The organism is Pseudomonas moraviensis subsp. stanleyae (assembly GCF_036283065.1).
In the GTDB taxonomy this organism is placed as follows: domain Bacteria; phylum Pseudomonadota; class Gammaproteobacteria; order Pseudomonadales; family Pseudomonadaceae; genus Aquipseudomonas; species Aquipseudomonas stanleyae.
Map to the genome: position 1 here is coordinate 105560 of NZ_JAADJI010000008.1, position 20667 is coordinate 126226.

Genomic DNA, 20667 nt, shown 5'->3' on the forward strand with positions numbered 1-20667 from the left:
TATCGCGCGCCCGTATGTTTGTTATTATGCCGCCACATCCAGCTTCTGGCTCTCACTGTGAAACAATTCATCGATTTCATCCCGCTTCTGCTGTTCTTCATCGTTTACAAACTTGATCCACGGGTGGTCGACATCGCCGGCCAGCAAGTGACTGTAGGCGGTATCTACAGCGCCACGGCGATGCTGATCATCAGCTCGCTGGTGGTGTATGGCGCGCTGTTCATCAAGCAGCGCAAGCTGGAAAAGAGCCAGTGGCTGACGCTGATCGCCTGCCTGGTATTCGGCAGCCTGACGCTGGCCTTCCACAGCGAAACCTTCCTGAAATGGAAAGCGCCGGTGGTCAACTGGCTGTTTGCTGCGGCGTTCATCGGCAGCCATTTCATCGGCGATCGCCTGCTGATCAAGCGCATCATGGGCCACGCGCTGACCCTGCCGGATCCGGTCTGGACGCGCCTGAACATCGCCTGGATCGCCTTCTTTCTGTTCTGCGGCGCGGCCAACCTGTTCGTCGCTTTCACCTTCCAGAGCATCTGGGTCGACTTCAAGGTGTTCGGCAGCCTGGGCATGACCGTGCTGTTCCTGGTCGCTCAGGGCATCTACCTGTCGCGCCATCTGCATGACACCGATACCACAACGCCAAAAACCGAGGACTGACATGCTCTACGCCATCATTGCCACCGACGTCGCCAACTCGCTCGAAGCGCGCCTGGCCGCACGCCCCGCTCATCTGGAACGCCTGCAAGCGCTCAAGGGCGAAGGCCGCATCGTGCTGGCCGGCCCGCACCCGGCCGTCGACAGCAATGATCCGGGCGCAGCGGGTTTCACCGGCAGTCTGATCGTCGCCGAATTCGACTCCCTGAGCGCTGCCCAAGCCTGGGCCGACGCCGATCCGTACATGGCCGCTGGCGTCTATGCCAATGTGATCGTCAAGCCGTTCAAGCAAGTCCTGCCTTAAGTCCTGCCACGCGATGAACCTTCTCGGTTCATCGCGCTCTCAATCGCTCATTATTCTCGTTTGCCTGCCGACAACCTGCCCAATATCCATTTGGAAACAGGTGTCGCGATGCGCAAGGGTCCGTTGTGTCTGATGTTGCTCACGTTGTCGATCATGGCCCCCGCCCATGGTGAGGAAACCACCGAAAGCGGCAGCTCCACGCCATTGTCATTGAGCGCCGGCAGCCAGATCACCGAGTTGCAACAACGGCTCAAGGCCAGTGAACAGCAGCGCGAAGAACTGAACAAACAACTGCAGAATGCCGACAACACCCGCGAAAGCGCCCAGCTCGCCCGGTTGCGCCAGGAGAACCAGCGTCTGAAGCTGCAACTCAAGGAAGCCCAGGCCAGCCCGTTGCCGCGTTTGCTGACCGATCAACAGCAGTGGTTCGTCACCGGCGCCGGGGTAGCGCTATTGGCGCTGCTCTGCGGTATCTTTGCCAGTGGTGCAAGCCGAAAACGTCGGCAATGGCTAAATTGAGTGAGTCATGAGCGAGCTGTTACTGATTGATGATGACCAGGAGTTGTGCGAACTCCTGAGTAGCTGGTTGAGCCAGGAAGGCTTCCAGGTGCGCGCCTGCCACGATGGCCAGAGCGCCCGCAAGGCGTTGGCCGAAACCGCCCCGGCGGCGGTGGTGCTGGACGTGATGCTGCCCGACGGCAGCGGTCTGGAACTGCTCAAGCAACTGCGCAACGACCATGCGGACCTGCCGGTGCTGATGCTTTCGGCGCGCGGCGAACCGCTGGACCGTATCCTCGGCCTCGAACTGGGCGCCGACGATTACCTGGCCAAACCCTGCGACCCCCGCGAACTGACCGCGCGCCTGCGCGCCGTGTTGCGCCGCAGCCACCCGGCGGCCGTATCGACGCAGCTTGAGCTGGGTGATCTGAGTTTCAGCCCGGTGCGCGGCGTGGTCAGCATCGACGAAAAAGAACTGACCCTCACCGTCTCCGAAAGCCGCCTGCTCGAAGCCCTGCTCAAGCAGCCGGGCGAGCCGCTGGACAAACAGGAACTGGCGCAACTGGCCCTCGGCCGCAAGCTGACCCTGTACGACCGCAGCCTCGACATGCACGTCAGCAACCTGCGCAAAAAAATCGGCCCCCACCCCGACGGCCGCCCGCGCATCGTTGCGTTGCGTAGCCGTGGTTATTACTACAGCCTTTGAATCCGCGCACTTCGCCTGCGCGAGGGAGCGGGCGATGGTGTTCGTGTGGTCGAGGTTTTTGCGGGTATATTCGTTGCTGCGGTGACGGCTACTTAGGGTTCCGCTCAGCCCTCCGACGTCGCCGGTGAGGCAAGATCAAAAGCACTCGAGCCAACGCTCATTGTGTGAGTGGTCAGAAGCGGGCGGTTGGCTTTGGATTTGTGGTGAGGCTACCCCTCACCCCAGCCCTCTCCCCAAGGAGAGGGAGCCGATCTGCGTTAACTTTGAAATCGCATTCGACTCGGTATCTCACGTCGGCGTATCTATGCCATTCACCACGGTCAGTCCCCTCTCCCCAAGGAGAGGGAGCCGATCTGCGTTGACTTTGAAATCACATTCGACTCGGTATCTCCCGTCGGCGTATCTATGCCATTCACCACCGCCAGTCCCTCTCCCCAAGGAGAGGGAGCCGATCTGCGTTAACTTTGAAATCGCATTCGACTCGGTGTCTCACGTCGGCGTATCTATGCCATTCACCACGGTCAGTCCCCTCTCCCTCCGGGAGAGGGCTAGGGTGAGGGGCTTTTGACGTTGCTTTTGATTTTCAAGCGCGTGGACATCCTGAGCATGGCTGCGATCCGTGTGGGAGCCTGGTGGCGATAGTGGTATGTCAGGACGATGACGACACCTCTTTACCGAAGCTTTACGCTGCGCTGACCGCCGCTGACCTTGATCTGCGTAATCTGCACTCATCCGGAACGTACCGGGAACGAGACAAGGAGATACACCATGCGCAAGACTCTTATCGCTCTGATGTTCGCTGCCGCTCTGCCAACCGTGGCCATGGCCATGCCACAGGATGGTGGTCCGCTGGATGGCCCGCGCCACGGCGGTCAGATGCACGGCGGCATGCACGGCAAAGGTCCGTACAGCCAGCTCGACCTGACCCGCGAACAGCGCGAGCAGATTCGCAGGATCATGGGCGAGCAGATGCATGAGCGTAAGCAGGTGGTCGACAAGTACCTGGAAAAACTCTCGCCGGCCGACCAGAAAGCCATGAAGGACGAGATCGCGGCCAACCACAAGAAAGCCGAGTCCGATGTCCGTGCACTGCTCAAACCCGAGCAACAGAAGCAGTTCGACGAGATCCAGAAGAAACGCGCCGAACGCCGCGCCGAATGGGCCGAGTTCAAGGCCTGGAAAGCGCAGCAGGCACAAAAGGCGCAATAATGCGCTGACCATAGGCCCGACGACTCACCTCGTCGGGCCTGTTCCATTCAAATCGAATGTGGGAGCGAGCCTGCTCGCGAAAGCGGTGTATCAGCCAGCGATGGATTGACTGACACTACGCCTTCGCGAGCAGGCTCGCTCCCACATTTGAACGGTGTGTTGTTTGAGGAGTTTCTGTGCGTTCACTGTTCTGGCGGATTCTTGCGAGCTTCTGGCTGGCCATCGCTCTGGTAGCCGGGTTGTCGATCCTGCTCGGGCATATGCTCAATCAGGACGCGTGGATACTCAGCCGCCACCCCGGCCTCAACACGCTGGCGGCAGAATGGACGCAGACTTACGAAGCCCAGGGCGAAGAAGCGGCGCAGGACATCCTCGAACAACGCAAACGCCAGTATCACATCGACGTTCAAGTGCTCAACGAAACCGGCGACCCGGTGGTGCGTGGCACCTTCCCGCGTCGCGCCGCCGCGTTCGAAGCGCGGCAGAACAACGATGATCGCCGTCTGCCGTGGCGGCGCCTGACCGACGAGATCACCAGTGAAAACACCGGTGACACCTACCTGTTCATCTACCGCATCCCGCACCCGGAACTCGACGCCTGGCACCGCGAAAGCCTGCTCTGGCCGCTGAGCGCGCTCGGTATTGCGCTGGTAGTGCTGACCCTGTTCAGTTTGCTCGTGACCTTCTCCATCACTCGCCCACTGAGTCGCTTGCGTGGCGCGGTGCATGATCTGGGGCAGACCACTTACCAGCAGAACAGCCTGGCGAAACTGGCCAATCGTCGCGATGAATTCGGCGTGCTGGCCACCGATTTCAACCGCATGGGTGCGCGTCTGCAAAGTCTGATTGGCAGTCAGCGGCAGTTGCTGCGCGATGTCTCCCATGAACTGCGTTCACCACTGGCGCGCCTGCGTATTGCCTTGGCTCTGGCCGAGCGGGCCAATCCTGAAGAGCGCGAAAAACTCTGGCCACGGCTGACCCGTGAATGTGATCGGTTGGAGGCTTTGATCAGTGAAATTCTGGTGCTGGCGCGAGTCGATGCCGACAACGCCAGCGCTGAAGACGTGGACCTCAATGCGCTGCTCGCCACGCTGCAAAAGGATGCGCAGCTCAGCTCTCCCGAGCAGACCGTGCGCCTGCAAGCCGAGCCGCAGCTGAATCTGAAAGGCTGGCCGACGATGATCGAGCGCGCCGTGGACAATCTGCTGCGCAACGCCCAGCGCTTCAACCCGAGCGATCAGCCGATCGAACTGCAGGCCTCGCGGCAGGGTGAGCGGATTGTCATCAGCGTGCGCGACCACGGGCCGGGCGTGCAGGCGGAGCATCTGAGTCAGTTGGGCGAGCCGTTTTATCGCGCGCCGGGGCAGACGGCTGCCGGGCATGGCCTGGGACTGGCGATTGCCAAGCGGGCGGCAGAACGGCATGGCGGCACGCTGACCCTGGCCAATCATCCGCAGGGCGGCTTTGTGGCGAGTCTGGAATTACCCTTGGTGCCGGGAGTAATCGTCCAGCCCTGAAAAGCCCCTCACCCCAGCCCTCTCCCCGTGGGAGAGGGAGCCGACCGAGGTGTCTGGCGTGATGCATCGACCTGAAAGACCGAGTCGATTGTGGATTCGCGGGGTTAATTCGATGCCCTCAACCTCGGTCGATCGTGGATTCGCCGAGTTGATTCGATGCACTGCACCTGAGGCGATTCTGGATTCAGCGAAGGTCGCTCAGGTCGGTGAATTCCAAAGCATCCCCCAATCAGTCCCCTCTCCCTCCGGGAGAGGGCTAGGGTGAGGGGCTTTTGATCTTCAGGCCTTAGCGGGCCAGGCGCTGACGAACTCGGCCAGATCGACCTTCTCCGCCACGCGCGGCTCTTTCTGCGGCGTACCTAGGTAGAGGAACGCGATGACTTCCTCGCTCTCCACCAGCCCCAAACCTTCGGCCACATGCCTGGAATACGCCAGATCCCCGGTGCGCCACACCGCGCCAATCCCCTGCGCATACGCCGCCAGCAGGATCCCGTGGGCCGCGCAGCCCGCCGTGAGCAGCTGCTCGGCCTTCGGATACTTCACGTGCTCCTGCAATTTCGCGATCACCACAACCACCAGCGGCGCGCGCAGTGGGCCGTTGCGGGCCTTGTCGATCATCGCTTCGGTGACCTCGCCGCCCTGCTGGCGGGCCGCCTCGGCGAGCAGCTCGCCCATTTGCTCACGCGCCGCGCCTTCGACGGTCAAAAAGCGGTACGGCTGCAAATGTCCGTGATCCGGGGCGCGCAAGGCCGCGCCGAACAGGGCTTCGCGCTGCTCGGCAGTGGGGGCCGGTTCGACCAGGCGGGGAACGGAAACACGGTTGAGCAACGCGTCGAGAGCCTGCATCGGCCACCTCCTCTGGAAAATGTGCGGCTATTCTAGCTTCATCTGCGCAGCGCCTGCCGGTTTACATGCCCTGCCCCGCAGGTAGAATGGCGCCCTTCTCCCATCAGCCCGAGCGGATTTCATGGCGTTGCCGACCTTACGGATCATTGGTTTTATCATCGGCATCTTCCTGATCACCCTGGCTGTGGCGATGGTCGTGCCGATGGCCACGCTGGTGATTTTCGAGCGCACCAGCGACCTGCCGTCGTTCCTCTGGGCGAGTATGATCACCTTTATCGCCGGCCTCGCCCTGGTGATCCCCGGCAGACCCGAACACATTCACCTGCGCCCGCGCGACATGTATCTGCTGACGGTCAGCAGCTGGCTGGTGGTGTGCATTTTCGCCGCGCTGCCGTTTCTGCTGACCCAGCACATCAGCTACACCGACTCGTTCTTCGAAAGCATGTCCGGCATCACCGCCACCGGTTCCACCGTGCTCAATGGCCTGGACAACATGTCGCCGGGGATTCTGATGTGGCGGTCGCTGCTGCACTGGATCGGCGGCATCGGCTTTATCGGCATGGCGGTGGCGATTCTGCCGCTGCTGCGCATCGGTGGCATGCGCCTGTTCCAGACCGAATCCTCGGACCGCTCGGAAAAGGTCATGCCGCGTTCGCACATGGTGGCGCGGCTGATTGTGGCGGCCTATGTCGGCATCACCATTCTCGGCAGCCTGGCGTTCTGGTGGGCGGGGATGAGCCCGTTCGATGCGATCAACCACGCAATGTCGGCGATTTCCACCGGCGGTTTCTCGACATCCGACCAATCACTGGCGAAGTGGACGCAACCGGCGGTGCACTGGGTGGCGATTGTCATCATGATCCTCGGCAGCCTGCCGTTCACCCTGTACGTGGCGACGCTGCGCGGCAATCGCAAGGCATTGATCCGTGATCAGCAGGTGCAAGGCTTGCTGGCAATGTTGCTGGTGACCTGGCTGGTGCTCGGCACCTGGTACTGGTGGACCACCAAGCTGCATTGGCTGGAAGCACTACGGCATGTGGCGCTGAACGTGACCTCGGTAGTCACCACTACCGGTTTCGCCCTCGGCGACTACAGCTTGTGGGGCAATTTCTCGCTGATGCTGTTTTTCTATCTGGGCTTTGTCGGCGGTTGCTCCGGCTCGACCGCGGGCGGGATCAAGATTTTCCGTTTCCAGGTCGCCTACATCCTGCTCAAGGCCAACCTTAATCAGCTGATCCACCCGCGCGCAGTGATCAAGCAGAAGTACAACGGTCACCGCCTCGACGAAGAAATTGTCCGTTCGATCCTGACCTTCTCGTTCTTCTTCGCTATCACCATCTGCGTGATCGCCCTGCTGCTGTCGCTGCTTGGGGTCGACTGGATGACTGCGCTGACCGGTGCCGCCAGCACCGTATCCGGCGTCGGCCCGGGTCTGGGCGAAACCATCGGCCCGGCGGGCAACTTCGCCACCCTGCCGGACGCGGCCAAGTGGATTCTATCGTTCGGCATGCTGCTCGGCCGACTGGAGATCATTACGGTGTTTGTGCTGTGTATTCCGGCGTTCTGGCGTCATTGACCGCGTCCGGCCCCTGCGTCAGGCGCAAGCGGTACTCGCCGGGCGTGGTGTCGAACCAGCGGCGAAAGGCACGGAAGAAATTGCTCGGGTCGGCAAAGCCCAACAGGTAAGCAATCTCCAACAGAGTCATGCTTGGTTGCGCCAGATATTGTTCGGCGAGTTCGCGGCGAGTGTCGTCGAGCAACTGCTGGAAACTGGTGCCCTCCTCCTGCAAGCGCCGCTGCAAAGTACGCTGCGACAGGTGCAAGGTCTGCGCCACGGTGTCGCGCTTGGGCTCGCCCTGGGGCAGCAAACGGCACAACACCTGCCGCGCCCGATGCGTCACGCGGCTTTCGGAAAAGCGCGCCAGATATTCCCCGGCAAAGCGGTCATGCAGCAATGCCATGGCTTCGTTGGCCGTAGGCAGCGGCGCTTCCATGTCGGCACGTTCGAAGATCAACGCATCATAAGGCGCATCGAATACCAGCGGCGCATGAAAAGCTTCTTTATAGGGTTGCAGATTGGCCGGCTGATCACCCTGGATCAGCACTTTCACCGGATGCAGCGGACGCCCGGTCAGCCAGCCACACAGTGCCAACGCGCTGGCCAGTGACGCTTCAGCGCTCTGCCGGGTCGGCGGCAGATGATCGCCGTGCACGGTGAGAATCAGCGCGTAACCTTCATCGAGCCGGCGAAAGCTCAGGTCGGCGCTTTCGGCAATGATGCGTTGATAGCGCACCAGGCGCTGGAAACCTTCAGCCAGGGTATTGCTCGACATCAGCGCGTAGCCGGCGACATGAAACGAGGCCGGGCGCACCACTTTGCCCATGTTCAGGCCGATCGCCGGGTTGCCGGAAACCTCCACCGCGCGCTGCCAGAGCCGGGTCATGGAGTCCTGCGGGAAACGCGCATCCGGATCTTCGAGGGCATTGAAGTCCAGCCCCAGTTGCTTGAACAGAACCCGGCAATCCAGGCCGTCCATCTCCAGCGCTTTGACAATCCCCATCGCCCAGCTTGCAGAAGTCGTTCGTTCGCTCATGGTTGTTATTCTTTTACATGACGGGCTGCAGATAACCGCCCTATTTGCGAAGGATACTAAAGTGGCGCCGATTGTCACTGGCCCACGCCAATGATCACTCTAGACTCAAATAAGCTACCCGCCGAACAACTTCTCGCCAGAACAATCACCACAGAGAGCGCGGTCGTGGAAAACATCAAGCAGTTCAACAGCTTCGCCGAGTTCTATCCGTACTACCTCGCCGAACACAGCAACAGCACCTGCCGTCGTCTGCATTTCATCGGCACTTCTCTGGTCATCTTCATTTTCGCCCTTAGCGTCGCCAAGGGCGCCTGGCTGCTGTTGCTGGCATTGCCTGTGGCCGGTTACAGCTTCGCCTGGATCGGCCACTTCTTTTTCGAGAAGAACCGCCCGGCAACCTTTCAGCACCCGCTGTACAGCCTGCTCGGCGATTTCGTCATGTACCGCGACATGATTCTCGGTCGCGTGGCGTTCTGAATGAGGGTCTGCCAATGAATGCCCATGCTCGCTTCACCCATATGCAGGACGGCACCGAGGACGACTGGGCGATCATCGCCGCCGACTTCAGCGCCTATGCCAGGCAGCTGCCGTCGCGGATTCTCGCGCATCTGAAACTGCTTGAAGGCGACTTCGGCGGTTTCCCGGTGGATCGCCTGACCCACTCATTGCAAACCGCGACCCGCGCCTTTCGCGACGGGCGTGACGAGGAATATGTGGTCTGCGCGCTGTTGCATGACATTGGCGACACCCTCGGCTCGTACAACCATCCAGATATCGCCGCAGCGATTCTCAAGCCGTTCGTGAGCGCGGAAAATCTGTGGATGGTGGAGAAGCACGGGATTTTCCAGGGCTATTACTTCTTTCATCACCTTGGCATGGATCGGCATTTACGCGAGCAATTCAAGGACCATCCGCAGTTCCACGCCACAGCCGAGTTCTGCGCCAAATACGACGCGGCGGCGTTTGATCCGGGGTACGACACGCTGCCGCTGAGTTTCTTCGAGCCGATGATGGAGCGGCTGTTTGCGCAGCCGAAGAACTCGATTTACAAGGCGGCGATGGAAGAACACAGCCCAGCCTGAAAACACATGTGGGAGCGAGCCTGCTCGCGAAAGCGCTGTATCAGGCAAAGAAGTTTTGTCTGACACTACGCCTTCGGGAGCAGGCTCGCTCCCACAGGGTGCTTTTTCGCTCAGGCGAGTTCGGCAACTTTGGCCGCTTTCAATTCCGCCTCCCGCGCCTGCGCATCGGCCAGTCGATACAGCTCGATCGTGCCGTCCCAATGCTCGATCAACGCTGTGCACGATTCGACCCAATCGCCGCAGTTGAGGTAATCGACCTCGCCGACCTTACGAATCTCGGCATGGTGAATATGCCCGCAAACCACGCCATGCAGTTCGCGCTTCACACATTCGTGGGCGATGGCTTCTTCAAAATCGCTGATGAAACTCACCGCGGTCTTGACCTTGTGTTTCAAATAAGCCGACAGCGACCAGTAACCATAGCCGTAACGGGCGCGCCAGTGATTGAGCCAGCGGTTGAGGGTCAGGGTGAATTCGTAGGCCGAGTCACCGAGAAAGGCCAGCCAGCGATGATAACGGGTGATCACGTCAAACTGATCGCCATGAATCACCAGCAAATGTCGACCATCGGCGGTGACATGCACCGCCTCGTCGACCAACTGGATATTGCCCAGAATCAGTTTCGAATAGCGCCGCAGGAATTCGTCATGGTTGCCGGTGACGTAGATTACTTCGGTGCCACGCTTGCTCATGGTCAGCAGTCGGCGGATGACGTTGGTGTGCGCCTGCGGCCAGTACATGCCGCTGCGCAGTTTCCAGCCGTCGATAATGTCACCGACCAGATAGACCTTGTCGGCGTGGTAGCCCTTGAGAAATTGCGACAGATGCTCGGCCTGACAATCCCGCGTGCCCAGGTGCACATCAGAGATCCACAGGGTTCGCACCCGTTGTTTGCGACTGGGTCTGGCGAGCTCGGCGCTGGTCATGGGCAACCCTCTGCGATGTTTTCGCCACTCTGCGCGTGCCCGGTTAATCAACCATGACAAGTGTGAGTCAGTCGTGTGACAACGCACATCGCTAGCAAATTGAGGTACCGGATGACAGACGCGACCGCGCCAGCGCTTTAGACTGGCGCGCAATTGTTCTGTCATGATCGTTCCCCCGCTCCGCGTGGGAATGCAGCCCGTGACGCTCTGCGTCACTGGACGCAGAGCGTCCTGGAGGCGTTCCTACGCAGGAGCGTGGGAACGATCATCGCGTTTGAAATAGAAGGATTGCAATGACTCCGCGTACCGCCCTCGGCGCCCTGCATATCGGCGCTTTGATGTTCGGCCTGACCGGTGTGTTCGGCAAACTTGCTGCTGCGTCCCCCGCCGTGATCGTCTTCGGTCGCGCTGCTTTCGCCGTACTCGCCCTGGCATTTTTCGCCCGTTTCGCCAGTCAGCACGGCTGGCAAAAACTGCAAGCGCTGGACTGGCGACGCCTGGCGCTGGGCGGCGTGTTGCTGGCCGGGCACTGGGTGAGTTTTTTCGTATCGGTGAAGATCGCCGGGGTGGCCATCGCCACGTTGGGCTTTGCCAGTTTCCCGGCGTTCACGGTGATTCTCGAAGGGCTGATCTTCCGCGAACGCATCCGTGCCAATGAAATCGTCCTAGTGGTATTGGTCAGCATCGGTCTGGTGCTGGTAACCCCGGCGTTCGATCTGGGCAGTGGCGCAACCATTGGTTTGCTCTGGGCCGTGCTGTCCGGCCTGCTGTTCTCGCTGCTGTCGCTGACCAACCGCGCCAGTTCGGGACGGATTCCGGCGGTGCAAGCGGCGTTGTGCCAGAACGTTGTCGTGGCCTTGTGTCTGTTGCCGGTCGCGGCGCCGCAGTTGAGTCAGGTCCGCGCGCTGGACTGGTTGTGGATCGCCCTGCTCGGGGTGTTCTGCACGGGCGTGGCGCACAGCCTGTTCGTCGCCAGTCTGGCGGTGATCAAGGCACGCACGGCAGCGGTGGTGTTTGCCATGGAGCCGGTTTACGGCATCACCATCGCCTGGCTGCTGTTCAGTGAAACACCGACCCTGCGCATGCTCATCGGTGGCGCGCTGATCATCGTCGCGATCGTGGTCTCGGCGCGGATGTCGGGCGGCAGCGATAAAAAAACCGTCGCCGCCGAGGCCGCCTCTCACTGAGTACGCTCGTTGTGGCCGAGGTCGCGGTCAGGATCAATCTGATCGCGCACCCGCTGCTTCAATACCTTGGCTTCGGGGAAACCACCATCGGCCTTGCGCTCCCAAATCTGCACACCGGCGCAGGTGATGTGAAACACCCCGCCGGTGCCCGGCACCAAAGACACTTTGCCCAGGTCGTCAGCGAAGGTGCTGAGCAGTTCCTGGGCCAGCCATGCGGCGCGCAGCAACCACTGGCATTGGGTGCAATAAGTGATGACAACTTCGGCTTTGGCGACGGTCATGATCGCTGAAACTCCTGAGACAGAGGGCGCCGCTATAATAGCCGGCTTTACCGCTTGCCCCGAGACTCACAATGCGCCGTTTGCTGTTCTGCCTGCTGCTTGGTTTCCTTCCTCTGCTGGTTCACGCCAGTGAAGTGCCACGACCGAAAGTCGGTCTGGTGCTCTCCGGTGGCGCCGCGCGCGGGCTGGCGCACATCGGCGTGCTCAAGGCGCTGGAAGAACAAGGCATCAAAATCGATGCGATTGCCGGTACCAGCATGGGCGCGGTGGTCGGCGGCCTGTATGCCTCGGGTTACAAGATTGACGAGCTGGAAAAACTCGCCCTTAGCATCGACTGGCAAGCAGCACTGTCCGACGCGCCGCCGCGTGAAGATGTGCCGTTCCGGCGCAAGCAGGACGACCGCGATTTTCTGGTGAAGCAGAAACTCAGCTTCCGCGACGACGGCAGTCTCGGCCTGCCGTTGGGGGTGATTCAGGGCCAGAACCTGGCGCTGCTGCTGGAAAGCCTGTTGGCGCACACCAGCGACACCCGCGATTTTGACAAACTGCCGATCCCGTTTCGGGCCGTGACCACGGACATCGCCAATGGCGAAAAAGTGGTGTTTCGCAAAGGCCACCTGCCGCAAGTGATCCGCGCGAGCATGTCGATCCCGGCGGTGTTCGCCCCGGTCGAGCTCGACGGGCGCCTGCTGGTCGACGGCGGCATGACCGATAACATCCCGCTGGATGTCGCGCGGGAGATGGGCGTCGACATCGCCATCGTCGTCGATATCGGCACGCCGCTGCGTAACCGCAAGCAACTGACCACGGTGGTCGATGTGCTCAATCAATCGATCACCCTGATGACCCGACGCAACTCCGAAGAGCAACTGGCGACTCTGCATGCCAATGACGTGTTGATCCAGCCTGCGCTGGCCGCGTTCGGCGTGACCGATTTCGGCAAGGCTCAGGAGATGATCGATGCCGGTTACCGCGCCACGCGAATTCTCGACGCGCGGCTGGCACAACTGAAGCCGACGCAAACCCAGGACGCGGAACTGAACGCCGCGCGCCAGCCGGGACAGCGCACGCCAATCATCACGGCGATTCGCGTGGAGAATGACTCGAAAGTCGACGATGACGTGATTCGCTATTACATCCGCCAGCCGATCGGCGCGCCGCTGGATCTGGGGCGCCTGCATTCGGACATGGGCACGTTGTACGGTCTCGATTACTTCGATCAAGTGCGTTACCGCGTGGTGCACAAAGGCCAGGACCACACCCTGGTCATCAGCGCCAGCGGCAAGCGCAGCGGTACCGATTACTTGCGGGTCGGCCTCAATCTGTCGGACGACATGCGCGGCGACAGTGCTTTCAACCTCGGCGCCAGTTATCGCGTCAACGGCATCAACCGCCTCGGCGCGGAATGGCTGACCCGCGCGCAGATCGGCGACAAGCAGGAGCTGTACAGCGAGTTCTACCAGCCGCTGGATGTCGGATCGCGTTACTTCGTCGCGCCTTATGCATCGTTCGAGGCGCAGAACGTTGACTCGGTGTTGGATAACGATCCGATCGCCCAGTACCGCGTCGAGCGCTACGGCTTCGGTCTCAACCTCGGCCGGCAGATCGGCAACAACGGCGAAGTGCGCTTCGGTGTCGGCCAGGCCTGGGGCAAGGCTGACGTGCGCATCGGTGATCAGGATCTGCCGAGCGAGAGCTTCAACGAAGGTTTCTATACCGTGAAGTATTCCTACGACTCGCTGGACAACGTGTACTTTCCGCACGAAGGCAAGGACGTCAGCCTGACGTTCGCCCAGTTCGAACCAGGCCTGGGTTCAGACAACCGCTATCGCCAATGGGAAGCGAAGTTTGACAAGGCCATGAGCCACGGGCCGGATACGCTGATTCTTGGGGGGCGCTACAGCCGCACGCTGGACGATGCCAATGTGGTGACCTCGAGCTTTCTGCTCGGCGGCGCACGGCAGTTGTCGGGCTTCCGTGAGGACGCGCTGTCCGGGCAGAACGTCAGCCTGATGCGCGCGGTGTATTACCGTCGCCTGACGCCGCGCTCATATCTGCCACTGGACTTCCCGCTGTACGCCGGCGCCTCGCTTGAGCGCGGTCGGGCGTGGAACAACGACAATGAGTTCGACAGCGGCTACATCAATGCCGCGAGTGTGTTCGTCGGCTTCGATACGCCGCTGGGGCCGTTGAATTTCACTTATGGGTTGAATGATGCGGATGAGCAGGCGGTTTACCTGAATCTGGGGCAGACGTTCTAAGCTGAAATGGTTGTTGGCCGATCTGACGCCTTCGCGAGCAGGCTCGCTCCCACAGGGTAGAGCGCATTTCACTGTGGGAGCGAGCCTGCTCGCGAAAGCAGTCCCGGATGAACCCGAAATCCGTCGGCGCTCAGCGAATCCCCGCCAACAACGTCCTTGCGGTCTGCTTCAACGGCTCGTCCCCTTCCATGAGCAATTCAGTGAGCAGTGCGATCGCACTGTCGATATCGCCATCGTCGATGCAGGTTTGCGCCTGTTCGAGCTTGCCGGCGGCTTCGGTTTCGGTCTCGCTGGACTCGGGTAATTGCAGATCCAGGGGCTCCAATACCAGCGACGGTTCGGGGTCACCGAACTCATTGAGAAAGTCGTCATCGAGTGGCTGTGCGTCAGGCTCGGGAATCCATTCAAGTTCGGCTTCTTCGGCAGATGCAGCCTGTGGCAGTTCGAAATCGGCCGGCAGCACTGACAGGCTCGTGCCCAGCTCCGGATCATCGATCGCCGGTGCGGCGGAATCGACGCGGCTGTCGTTGAGATCCCAATTTGAATCCATCGACAGCTCGCCCAGATTCAATTCGAAATCATCCTCGGCGGGGCCGAGCGCCGATGCGAGCGGCGCAGCTACGGTCGCTGCCGTGGCCGCGGGCAGTTCGAGGGCAACAGGCGTCGCGAATACCGCCGGTGCGGCGCCTACCAGTTTCGGATGGCGAGCGCGGATTTCAATCAGTTCGCGGTCATCGACGCCGAGCGCACGCAGATGGTTTTCCTGCTGTTGGTAAGTTGCGCTGTCACCCTGCCGCCCCAGTACCTCAAGAAGCTGCAAACCAAGATCGGTACGCTCGGGTTCCTTGTGCACCGCATCACGCAGCAACCCCGCAGCTTCGCTGAGTCGACCGTAGGCCAGGTAGATGCCCACAGCCTCCAGCACGTCCCCGGCACCGGGTTCATCGCGATGATCGGTGGCCGCGTGCGAACCGACAGATTGTTGAAGTTCGGGCTCATCGACGTCGTCTTCAGCGCTCACCGGTAATAGCGGCAGCGGCGTGCCATCTGCTGTCGAACGTTGCTGACGGCGGCGTATGAGCAACGCTGCCAGCACGCCCAGCAGCAATACCAGTCCACCGAGCAATGGCCAGTTCAAGCCATCGTCGGTCGCCTCGACCGGAGCTGAAACAGCAGGCGGAACCGGCGCGACCACGGGCGGTGGCGGTGCTTTCTGCACTTCGGCCAGACGGGTTTGCAAATCTTCGATCTGCTTCCTGCCGTCGGCTATCTGCACTTGTTGTTCTTGCAGTCTGAGGTTCTGTTCGTCGATGGTTTTTTGCAACTGCTGGGTCAGCAGCACGCTGGCGGCCAGTTGCTCGGCCTGCGCATCGTTGGCAGGCGCAGCTGGCGTTGGCGGCACAGACGCGGCGGTGCGTTTGCCCTGGGCAGCCTGGGGCGGTGCGGTAACCGGTTCGACGGTTGGAAACTCGGACGATTGCGGGCGCGGATCCGGCTCGTCGGTGGCGGGCACGATGCCCGGCGAACCCGGTGGGTCGATCAGCACCGTGAATTCGCGCAGCAAACGGCCGTTGGGCTGATCGAGCTGCACGAGGAAATTCAGGAAGGGTTCGTTGACCGGTTTGCCCGACGTCACCCGGATCATCTGGCGATTGCCACGCAGGATCGGGGTGAACTTGAGGTCGTTGAGAAAAAACACCCGCTCGACGCCGGCCCGGCCGAATTCATCCGCCGAAGCCAGGCTGGCCGAGAGATCGTTTTGCGTCAACGTGCCGACATCGACCAGTGCGATGTCGGCCTTGAACGGCTGATTGAGGGCTGAGTGAACAGTGATTTCGCCCAACCCCAACGCCATCGACCAGGTCGAATAGCTGAATACACCGACAGCGAGCAGCCATTTGGCGCCCCCGCGCAGCATGTGCCGACTTGCGAGCATGAGCATCCCTTAAATAAGCAAAACCGGTTTCTATGCGTTCGCACATCCGGTACGAACACGATATTGCCTAGTAGTTCTTATAGTCGGCTCAGCGCGATCTCTCAAAAAATCGCCGCCGGGATGTGCCTCAAGATTTTTCCAGGTTGGCCAGAATGTGCCCGTGCACGCGCATGCACACCTTCAAATCCGCCTCGTCGACGCCTTCGAACAATTCGTGACGCAGCTGCGTGGCAATGGTTTCGATTTGTTCGATCAGGGGCAGCGCAGGTGCGCAGAGCACGATTTTTTTCGCCCGACGGTCTTCCATTACCGACTGGCGTTGCACCAGTCCCTGGTTCTCCAGACTATCGAGCAAGCGCGCCAGGGTCGGGCCTTCGACGCCGACGCTTTGCGCCAGTTCGCGCTGGGTCGGCGCCTCTTCAAAGCGCGCCAGATGCAGCAGCACCAGCCAGCGCGCCTGTGAAAGGCCCAGCCCGGCGAGACGACGATCCAGTTCGGCACGCCAGCCACGGGACATCTGGGCCAGTTGCATACCAAAGCGATGTTGATCGGTTAACGGCATAAAACACTCACGGTCAGACTGAAAATACGGAAATTGTAATTATTAGTCAGCTAAGCATGGGCGGCAGTTATAGGCAAGAGTCGCTCTGTACTGAATCGTTACAACTGCGTGAAGATCAAGAGCCCCTCACCCTAGCCCTCTCCCAGAGGGAGAGGGAACTGATTGGGGGATGCTCTGGAGGTTCGCCAACGTCCCAGCGCCGTGCTGAATCCATAATCGACTCGGTTTTGCAGGTCGATGTCTGCCGCCAGACACCGCGGTCGGCTCCCTCTCCTCGGGGAGAGGGATGGGCGGGCGGCGTTCCGATGAGGGGTCGGGCCAGATTACATCTCGAATTCAGACTGCAACGCAGCCCGCACGCAATAAAGCACGCCTTCTGGCACACGCCCGGCGAACAACTCGACCACTTCAGCGACGGACGGCAACTCGCCCTCGCCATCGAGAAACGCGTCCTGCACCTCGCCCATCAGCTCTTCGGGCAAGTCCAGCGCCTGCTCCAGCGACAATTGCTGCTTGCCGATGGCCTCGGCGAGCATCGCGTAGACGTTCTTCTCCGAGCACTGCAACTGCCCGGCGATCTGCAGCGGGGTCATGCCGGCGCGGGCCAGGGTGATCAGTTCGTGACGGACATCGGCGACCACCTTCGGCGCCTCAGCCTCGCCGCCGAGCACTTCGAGGAAGGCCTCGCCGTAACGTTCCAGCTTGCGCGCGCCGACACCGCTGACCCGGGCCATTTCTGCCAGAGAAGTCGGTTGGCTACGGAGCATTTCCAACAGCGTCGAGTCGGGGAAGATGACGTATGGCGGCACGCCGTGTTCTTCGGCGAGCTTGCGCCGTAGTGCGCGCAAGGCTTCCCACTGTTCGCGTTCCTCGCCACGCACCAGTTGGCTGGCCTGGCTCTTGCTGCCGGTTTTGGCGGTGACCTGCGGTTTCAGGTCGCGACGCAGTTCCAGCTTCACTTCGCCTTTGAGCAAAGGCCGGCAACTGTCATTCAAGCGCAGACCGCCATAACCTTCGTGATCGACATCGGCCAACCCACGCGCCACCAACTGGCGGAACAGTGAGCGCCACTCGCTCTCGCTCAACGCCTTGCCCACGCCAAACACCGACAGATGCTGATGGCCGAAGCTGCGCACCTTTTCGTTGTCCTTGCCCAGCAAGACATCGACCAGATGGCCGACGCCGTAACGCTGGCCGGTGCGGAAAATCGCCGACAACGCCTGGCGCGCGGGCTCGGTGGCGTCCCAGGTCTGCACGCCGTCGACACAGTTGTCGCAATGGCCGCACGGCTCGGGCATGTCTTCGTCGAAATAGGCCAGCAGCGCCTGCCGACGGCAGCGGGTTTCTTCACACAGCGAGAGCATGGCGTCGAGCTTGTGCTGCTCCAGACGTTTATGCCGTTCGTCGCCTTCGGAGTTCTGCAGCATCTGCTTGAGCATCACCACGTCTTGCAGACCGTAAGCCATCCACGCATCTGCCGGCAGACCGTCACGGCCACCGCGCCCGGTTTCCTGGTAGTAGGCCTCAAGGGATTTCGGTAGATCGAGGTGCGCCACAAAGCGCACGTTGGGCTTGTCGATGCCCATGCCGAAAGCCACCGTGGCGACCATGATCAGGCCTTCCTCATTGAGGAAGCGCTTCTGGTGATAGGCGCGCAGATCGTTGGGCAGACCGGCGTGATACGGCAGCGCCGGGAAGCCCTGCTCACTGAGGAATGCCGCCACTTCTTCGACCTTCTTGCGCGACAGGCAATAAACGATGCCGGCGTCGCTGCGCCGTTCGGCGAGGAACGCCAGCAACTGCTTGCGCGGCTGCTCTTTCGGGACGATGCGGTAGAAAATATTCGGGCGGTCGAAGCTCGACAGGAAGCGTTCGGCGTTCTGCAGGTGCAGGCGATCGACGATTTCTTCGCGGGTGCGCTTGTCGGCAGTCGCGGTGAGGGCGATGCGCGGAACGTTCGGGAACAGTTCTGCCAATTGGCCCAGTTGCAGATACTCGCGGCGGAAGTCGTGGCCCCATTGCGATACGCAATGCGCTTCGTCGATGGCGAACAAGGCGATTTCCAGGCTTTGCAGGAACGCCAGCATGCGCGGCTGCACCAATCGCTCGGGCGCCAGATAGAGCATTTTCACTTCGCCGCGCTTGATCCGCACGGCGAGATCGCGCTGCTGCTCGGCGCTCAGCGTGGAGTTCAGCGCAGCGGCGGCCACGCCGAGTTCTTCAAGGGTGGCGACCTGATCGTCCATCAGCGCGATCAGTGGTGATACCACCACGGCCAGGCCTTCGCGCAGCAGCGCCGGCACCTGGAAGCACAACGACTTGCCGCCACCGGTAGGCATCAGCACCAGCGCATCACCGCCGCTGGCCACGCGCTCAATAATCGCACCCTGCCGGCCACGGAAACTGTCGTAGCCGAAGATGTCCTTGAGGACGCGTTGAGCCTGTTCGAGCATAAAAACTCCAAAAATCTACCGATACATCCCTGCTCAGGCTGGTTCAGAGCAGCTTCGGCTGCTTAAACAAAACGTAAGAACACATTGCATGACCAGCGCAGCGCCGGCAGGGATCGCAAAACGCGGCAGTATACCCGAGGCCTTCGCCGCACAGGGTGCCGCTGAGAAGACACTGATAAACCTGCCACACACAAAACCCTGTGGGAGCGAGCCTGCTCGCGAAAGCGACCTGTCAGTCGATAGAAAAGTGCCTGATACACCGCCTTCGCGAGCAGGCTCGCTCCCACAGGGTTATTCATCTTTCCAGTAAGGCCGGTAATTCGGGCAAATCTGCCAAGCGGCTGGCTAGAGCGCGCAAGAAGGCCTAGAATTCCCGCATTGTTTATTCCCCAAGGTAGCCCCGTAATGTCCTTCGCTGAGCAACTGACCCGCCTGCAAGTCTTCCTCGACGCCGACGAGCTGCACGACGAGGCGCTGGATTACGTCGCCGCCCACGGTTACCTGACCGCGCTGTCGATCTGCTCCGAAGACGTTCCGGAGCGCGAGTGGATCGACGCGCTGTTCGCCGAAGAGCCGCATTACAGCGACGAAGCCCAGCGTGCCGAAATCGAAGCCACACTGATCGGCCTCAAGGCGCACATTGCTCGCCAACTGGCCTCGGATGAAGAATTCGAACTGCCGTGCGAACTGGATCTGGGCGAAGAGCCGGACGATTCCGAACTGCGCGGCTGGTGCATCGGTTTCATGGAAGGCGTGTTCCTGCGCGAAGCGGCCTGGTTCGAAACCGCCGAAGAAGAAGTCAGCGAAATGCTCCTGCCGATCATGGTCGGTTCCGGCCTGTTCGACGAGCAACCTGAGTTCGAAGACATCGCCAAGGACGCCAACCTGATGGACGACATGATCGTGCAGATCCCGGAAGCCCTGACCGCGCTGTACCTGCTGTGCCAGGCCCCCGACGAAAAACCGGCGATCCTCAAGCCTCGTCATCACTAAGAACCGGCCTATGGACAACCCCATAGGCAACCGCCCCCTGATGTTGCGCTACGTGCTGCTGGCCATCGGCTGGCTCAGCGTGGCATTGGGGGTGATCGGCATCTTCCTGCCGGTCCTGCCCACCACCCCCTTCCTCCTGCTCGCCGCGGCCTGCTTCGCGCGCAGCTCTCCGCGCTTTTATCGCTGGCTGGTCGAACACCCACGCCTCGGGCCATGGATTCGCGACTACCTCAAAGGCAACGGCATCCCGCTCAAAGGCAAGGTCTACGCGATTGGGCTGATGTGGATGAGCATTCTGTTCTCGTGTTATCTGGTGCCGCTGGTTTGGGCGCGGGGGTTCATGCTGACCAGTGCGGTGCTGGTGACGGTTTATATCTTGCGGCAGAAGACGTTGCGCAAATCCTGATACATCGCAGTTGATCGTGCTTGGCGAACTGGCGGTGAGTCGGGTGCTGGATAATCTGGAGTTGCCGGGGTGATGTTGGTCTGCTGAGTTACTTGGTGATCTACCCGGCCTCTTCGCGAGCAAGCTCGCTCCCACAATTGATTTTGGTCGGACACATATTCTGCGTCCACTGAAGAACCCTGTGGGAGCGGGCTTGCCCGCGAAGGCGAACTCACAGCTAACACATCTGTACAGACAGACAAGACCCGCCGTCCC

20 protein-coding genes are annotated in these 20667 nt (G+C 61.0%); 13 read left to right on the forward strand and 7 right to left on the reverse strand.

Annotation, left to right across the window (positions count from 1 at the left end; all coding sequences use genetic code 11):
* Positions 1-57: 57 nt before the first annotated feature.
* The 6 genes from GXB78_RS15795 to GXB78_RS15820 all read left to right on the forward strand — a co-directional run bounded on the left by GXB78_RS15795 (position 58) and on the right by GXB78_RS15820 (position 4885).
* Positions 58-654, forward strand: a complete 597-nt coding sequence (locus GXB78_RS15795) for a septation protein A (RefSeq protein WP_042607495.1) — start codon at positions 58-60, stop codon at positions 652-654.
* A 1-nt stretch (position 655) separates the two neighbouring features.
* On the forward strand, positions 656-955 hold the full coding sequence (locus GXB78_RS15800; protein ID WP_329516037.1) for a YciI family protein: 300 nt from the start codon (positions 656-658) through the stop codon (positions 953-955).
* A gap of 108 nt (positions 956-1063) precedes the next feature.
* Positions 1064-1474, forward strand: coding sequence for a translation initiation factor 2 (locus tag GXB78_RS15805; RefSeq protein WP_016771128.1), 411 nt, complete (start codon positions 1064-1066; stop codon positions 1472-1474).
* A gap of 7 nt (positions 1475-1481) precedes the next feature.
* The gene (locus tag GXB78_RS15810) at positions 1482-2159 is read left to right on the forward strand and encodes a response regulator transcription factor (protein WP_016771129.1); all 678 of its coding nucleotides are present in this window, start codon (positions 1482-1484) and stop codon (positions 2157-2159) included.
* 768 nt (positions 2160-2927) lie between these two features.
* Positions 2928-3368, forward strand: a complete 441-nt coding sequence (locus GXB78_RS15815) for a Spy/CpxP family protein refolding chaperone (RefSeq protein WP_329516038.1) — start codon at positions 2928-2930, stop codon at positions 3366-3368.
* Between the two features lie 176 nt (positions 3369-3544).
* Positions 3545-4885, forward strand: coding sequence for a sensor histidine kinase (locus tag GXB78_RS15820; RefSeq protein ID WP_329516039.1), 1341 nt, complete (start codon positions 3545-3547; stop codon positions 4883-4885).
* Between the two features lie 279 nt (positions 4886-5164).
* Here GXB78_RS15820 and GXB78_RS15825 read toward each other — a convergent pair whose 3' ends face one another.
* Positions 5165-5731, reverse strand: a complete 567-nt coding sequence (locus GXB78_RS15825; protein WP_329516040.1) for a nitroreductase family protein — start codon at positions 5729-5731, stop codon at positions 5165-5167.
* A 121-nt stretch (positions 5732-5852) separates the two neighbouring features.
* On the opposite strand from GXB78_RS15825, the gene GXB78_RS15830 reads away from it, so the two are divergent.
* The gene (locus tag GXB78_RS15830) at positions 5853-7307 is read left to right on the forward strand and encodes a TrkH family potassium uptake protein (protein ID WP_076566535.1); all 1455 of its coding nucleotides are present in this window, start codon (positions 5853-5855) and stop codon (positions 7305-7307) included.
* On the opposite strand, the gene GXB78_RS15835 is transcribed toward GXB78_RS15830, so the two are convergent.
* Positions 7264-8325: an AraC family transcriptional regulator gene (locus GXB78_RS15835; RefSeq protein WP_329516041.1), complete on the reverse strand. Its 1062-nt coding sequence runs from the start codon at positions 8323-8325 to the stop codon at positions 7264-7266. The two genes, GXB78_RS15830 and GXB78_RS15835, sit on opposite strands and share 44 nt — an antisense overlap.
* Positions 8326-8490: 165 nt before the next feature.
* On the opposite strand from GXB78_RS15835, the gene GXB78_RS15840 reads away from it, so the two are divergent.
* Both GXB78_RS15840 and GXB78_RS15845 read left to right on the forward strand, forming a co-directional pair.
* Positions 8491-8802, forward strand: coding sequence for a DUF962 domain-containing protein (locus GXB78_RS15840; RefSeq protein ID WP_329516042.1), 312 nt, complete (start codon positions 8491-8493; stop codon positions 8800-8802).
* A 14-nt stretch (positions 8803-8816) separates the two neighbouring features.
* A complete protein-coding gene (locus tag GXB78_RS15845; RefSeq protein WP_329516043.1) occupies positions 8817-9407 on the forward strand; it encodes an HD domain-containing protein in 591 nt (196 codons plus the stop codon).
* 110 nt (positions 9408-9517) lie between these two features.
* Here GXB78_RS15845 and GXB78_RS15850 read toward each other — a convergent pair whose 3' ends face one another.
* Positions 9518-10333: a UDP-2,3-diacylglucosamine diphosphatase gene (locus GXB78_RS15850; RefSeq protein ID WP_258707766.1), complete on the reverse strand. Its 816-nt coding sequence runs from the start codon at positions 10331-10333 to the stop codon at positions 9518-9520.
* A 293-nt stretch (positions 10334-10626) separates the two neighbouring features.
* Here GXB78_RS15850 and GXB78_RS15855 point away from each other — a divergent pair, with 293 nt between their 5' ends.
* Positions 10627-11520, forward strand: coding sequence for a DMT family transporter (locus GXB78_RS15855; protein WP_329516045.1), 894 nt, complete (start codon positions 10627-10629; stop codon positions 11518-11520).
* Here GXB78_RS15855 and GXB78_RS15860 read toward each other — a convergent pair.
* Complete coding sequence (locus GXB78_RS15860) at positions 11514-11801, reverse strand: SelT/SelW/SelH family protein (RefSeq protein WP_083353328.1); 288 nt, start codon at positions 11799-11801, stop codon at positions 11514-11516. The two genes, GXB78_RS15855 and GXB78_RS15860, sit on opposite strands and share 7 nt — an antisense overlap.
* Before the next feature lie 71 nt (positions 11802-11872).
* On the opposite strand from GXB78_RS15860, the gene GXB78_RS15865 reads away from it, so the two are divergent.
* A complete protein-coding gene (locus GXB78_RS15865; RefSeq protein ID WP_329516046.1) occupies positions 11873-14062 on the forward strand; it encodes a patatin-like phospholipase family protein in 2190 nt (729 codons plus the stop codon).
* A 130-nt stretch (positions 14063-14192) separates the two neighbouring features.
* On the opposite strand, the gene GXB78_RS15870 is transcribed toward GXB78_RS15865, so the two are convergent.
* From GXB78_RS15870 to recQ, 3 genes are all read right to left on the reverse strand, one after another.
* On the reverse strand, positions 14193-15998 hold the full coding sequence (locus GXB78_RS15870) for a FimV/HubP family polar landmark protein (RefSeq protein WP_329516047.1): 1806 nt from the start codon (positions 15996-15998) through the stop codon (positions 14193-14195).
* 127 nt (positions 15999-16125) lie between these two features.
* Positions 16126-16560: a MarR family transcriptional regulator gene (locus tag GXB78_RS15875; RefSeq protein ID WP_016771142.1), complete on the reverse strand. Its 435-nt coding sequence runs from the start codon at positions 16558-16560 to the stop codon at positions 16126-16128.
* A 323-nt stretch (positions 16561-16883) separates the two neighbouring features.
* Positions 16884-19013, reverse strand: a complete 2130-nt coding sequence (recQ, locus tag GXB78_RS15880; RefSeq protein ID WP_329516048.1) for a DNA helicase RecQ — start codon at positions 19011-19013, stop codon at positions 16884-16886.
* 405 nt (positions 19014-19418) lie between these two features.
* On the opposite strand from recQ, the gene GXB78_RS15885 reads away from it, so the two are divergent.
* Complete coding sequence (locus tag GXB78_RS15885; RefSeq protein WP_039761053.1) at positions 19419-20006, forward strand: UPF0149 family protein; 588 nt, start codon at positions 19419-19421, stop codon at positions 20004-20006.
* A 10-nt stretch (positions 20007-20016) separates the two neighbouring features.
* Entirely contained in the window at positions 20017-20412 is a 396-nt protein-coding gene (locus GXB78_RS15890; RefSeq protein ID WP_329516049.1) for a YbaN family protein, read from the forward strand.
* The last annotated feature ends 255 nt before the right edge of the window (positions 20413-20667 follow it).

What these genes read in the sequence shown, in the direction of transcription:
- GXB78_RS15805 (WP_016771128.1), top strand. Translation starts at nt 1,064, where the DNA reads ATGCGCAAGGGTCCGTTGTGTCTGATGTTGCTCACGTTGTCGATCATG.
- recQ (WP_329516048.1), bottom strand. Translation starts at nt 19,013, where the DNA reads ATGCTCGAACAGGCTCAACGCGTCCTCAAGGACATCTTCGGCTACGAC.
- GXB78_RS15800 (WP_329516037.1), top strand. Translation starts at nt 656, where the DNA reads ATGCTCTACGCCATCATTGCCACCGACGTCGCCAACTCGCTCGAAGCG.
- GXB78_RS15855 (WP_329516045.1), top strand. Translation starts at nt 10,627, where the DNA reads ATGACTCCGCGTACCGCCCTCGGCGCCCTGCATATCGGCGCTTTGATG.
- GXB78_RS15885 (WP_039761053.1), top strand. Translation starts at nt 19,419, where the DNA reads ATGTCCTTCGCTGAGCAACTGACCCGCCTGCAAGTCTTCCTCGACGCC.
- GXB78_RS15890 (WP_329516049.1), top strand. Translation starts at nt 20,017, where the DNA reads ATGGACAACCCCATAGGCAACCGCCCCCTGATGTTGCGCTACGTGCTG.
- GXB78_RS15850 (WP_258707766.1), bottom strand. Translation starts at nt 10,333, where the DNA reads ATGACCAGCGCCGAGCTCGCCAGACCCAGTCGCAAACAACGGGTGCGA.
- GXB78_RS15810 (WP_016771129.1), top strand. Translation starts at nt 1,482, where the DNA reads ATGAGCGAGCTGTTACTGATTGATGATGACCAGGAGTTGTGCGAACTC.
- GXB78_RS15835 (WP_329516041.1), bottom strand. Translation starts at nt 8,325, where the DNA reads ATGAGCGAACGAACGACTTCTGCAAGCTGGGCGATGGGGATTGTCAAA.
- GXB78_RS15830 (WP_076566535.1), top strand. Translation starts at nt 5,853, where the DNA reads ATGGCGTTGCCGACCTTACGGATCATTGGTTTTATCATCGGCATCTTC.
- GXB78_RS15815 (WP_329516038.1), top strand. Translation starts at nt 2,928, where the DNA reads ATGCGCAAGACTCTTATCGCTCTGATGTTCGCTGCCGCTCTGCCAACC.
- GXB78_RS15825 (WP_329516040.1), bottom strand. Translation starts at nt 5,731, where the DNA reads ATGCAGGCTCTCGACGCGTTGCTCAACCGTGTTTCCGTTCCCCGCCTG.
- GXB78_RS15860 (WP_083353328.1), bottom strand. Translation starts at nt 11,801, where the DNA reads ATGACCGTCGCCAAAGCCGAAGTTGTCATCACTTATTGCACCCAATGC.
- GXB78_RS15875 (WP_016771142.1), bottom strand. Translation starts at nt 16,560, where the DNA reads ATGCCGTTAACCGATCAACATCGCTTTGGTATGCAACTGGCCCAGATG.
- GXB78_RS15845 (WP_329516043.1), top strand. Translation starts at nt 8,817, where the DNA reads ATGAATGCCCATGCTCGCTTCACCCATATGCAGGACGGCACCGAGGAC.
- GXB78_RS15870 (WP_329516047.1), bottom strand. Translation starts at nt 15,998, where the DNA reads ATGCTCGCAAGTCGGCACATGCTGCGCGGGGGCGCCAAATGGCTGCTC.
- GXB78_RS15865 (WP_329516046.1), top strand. Translation starts at nt 11,873, where the DNA reads ATGCGCCGTTTGCTGTTCTGCCTGCTGCTTGGTTTCCTTCCTCTGCTG.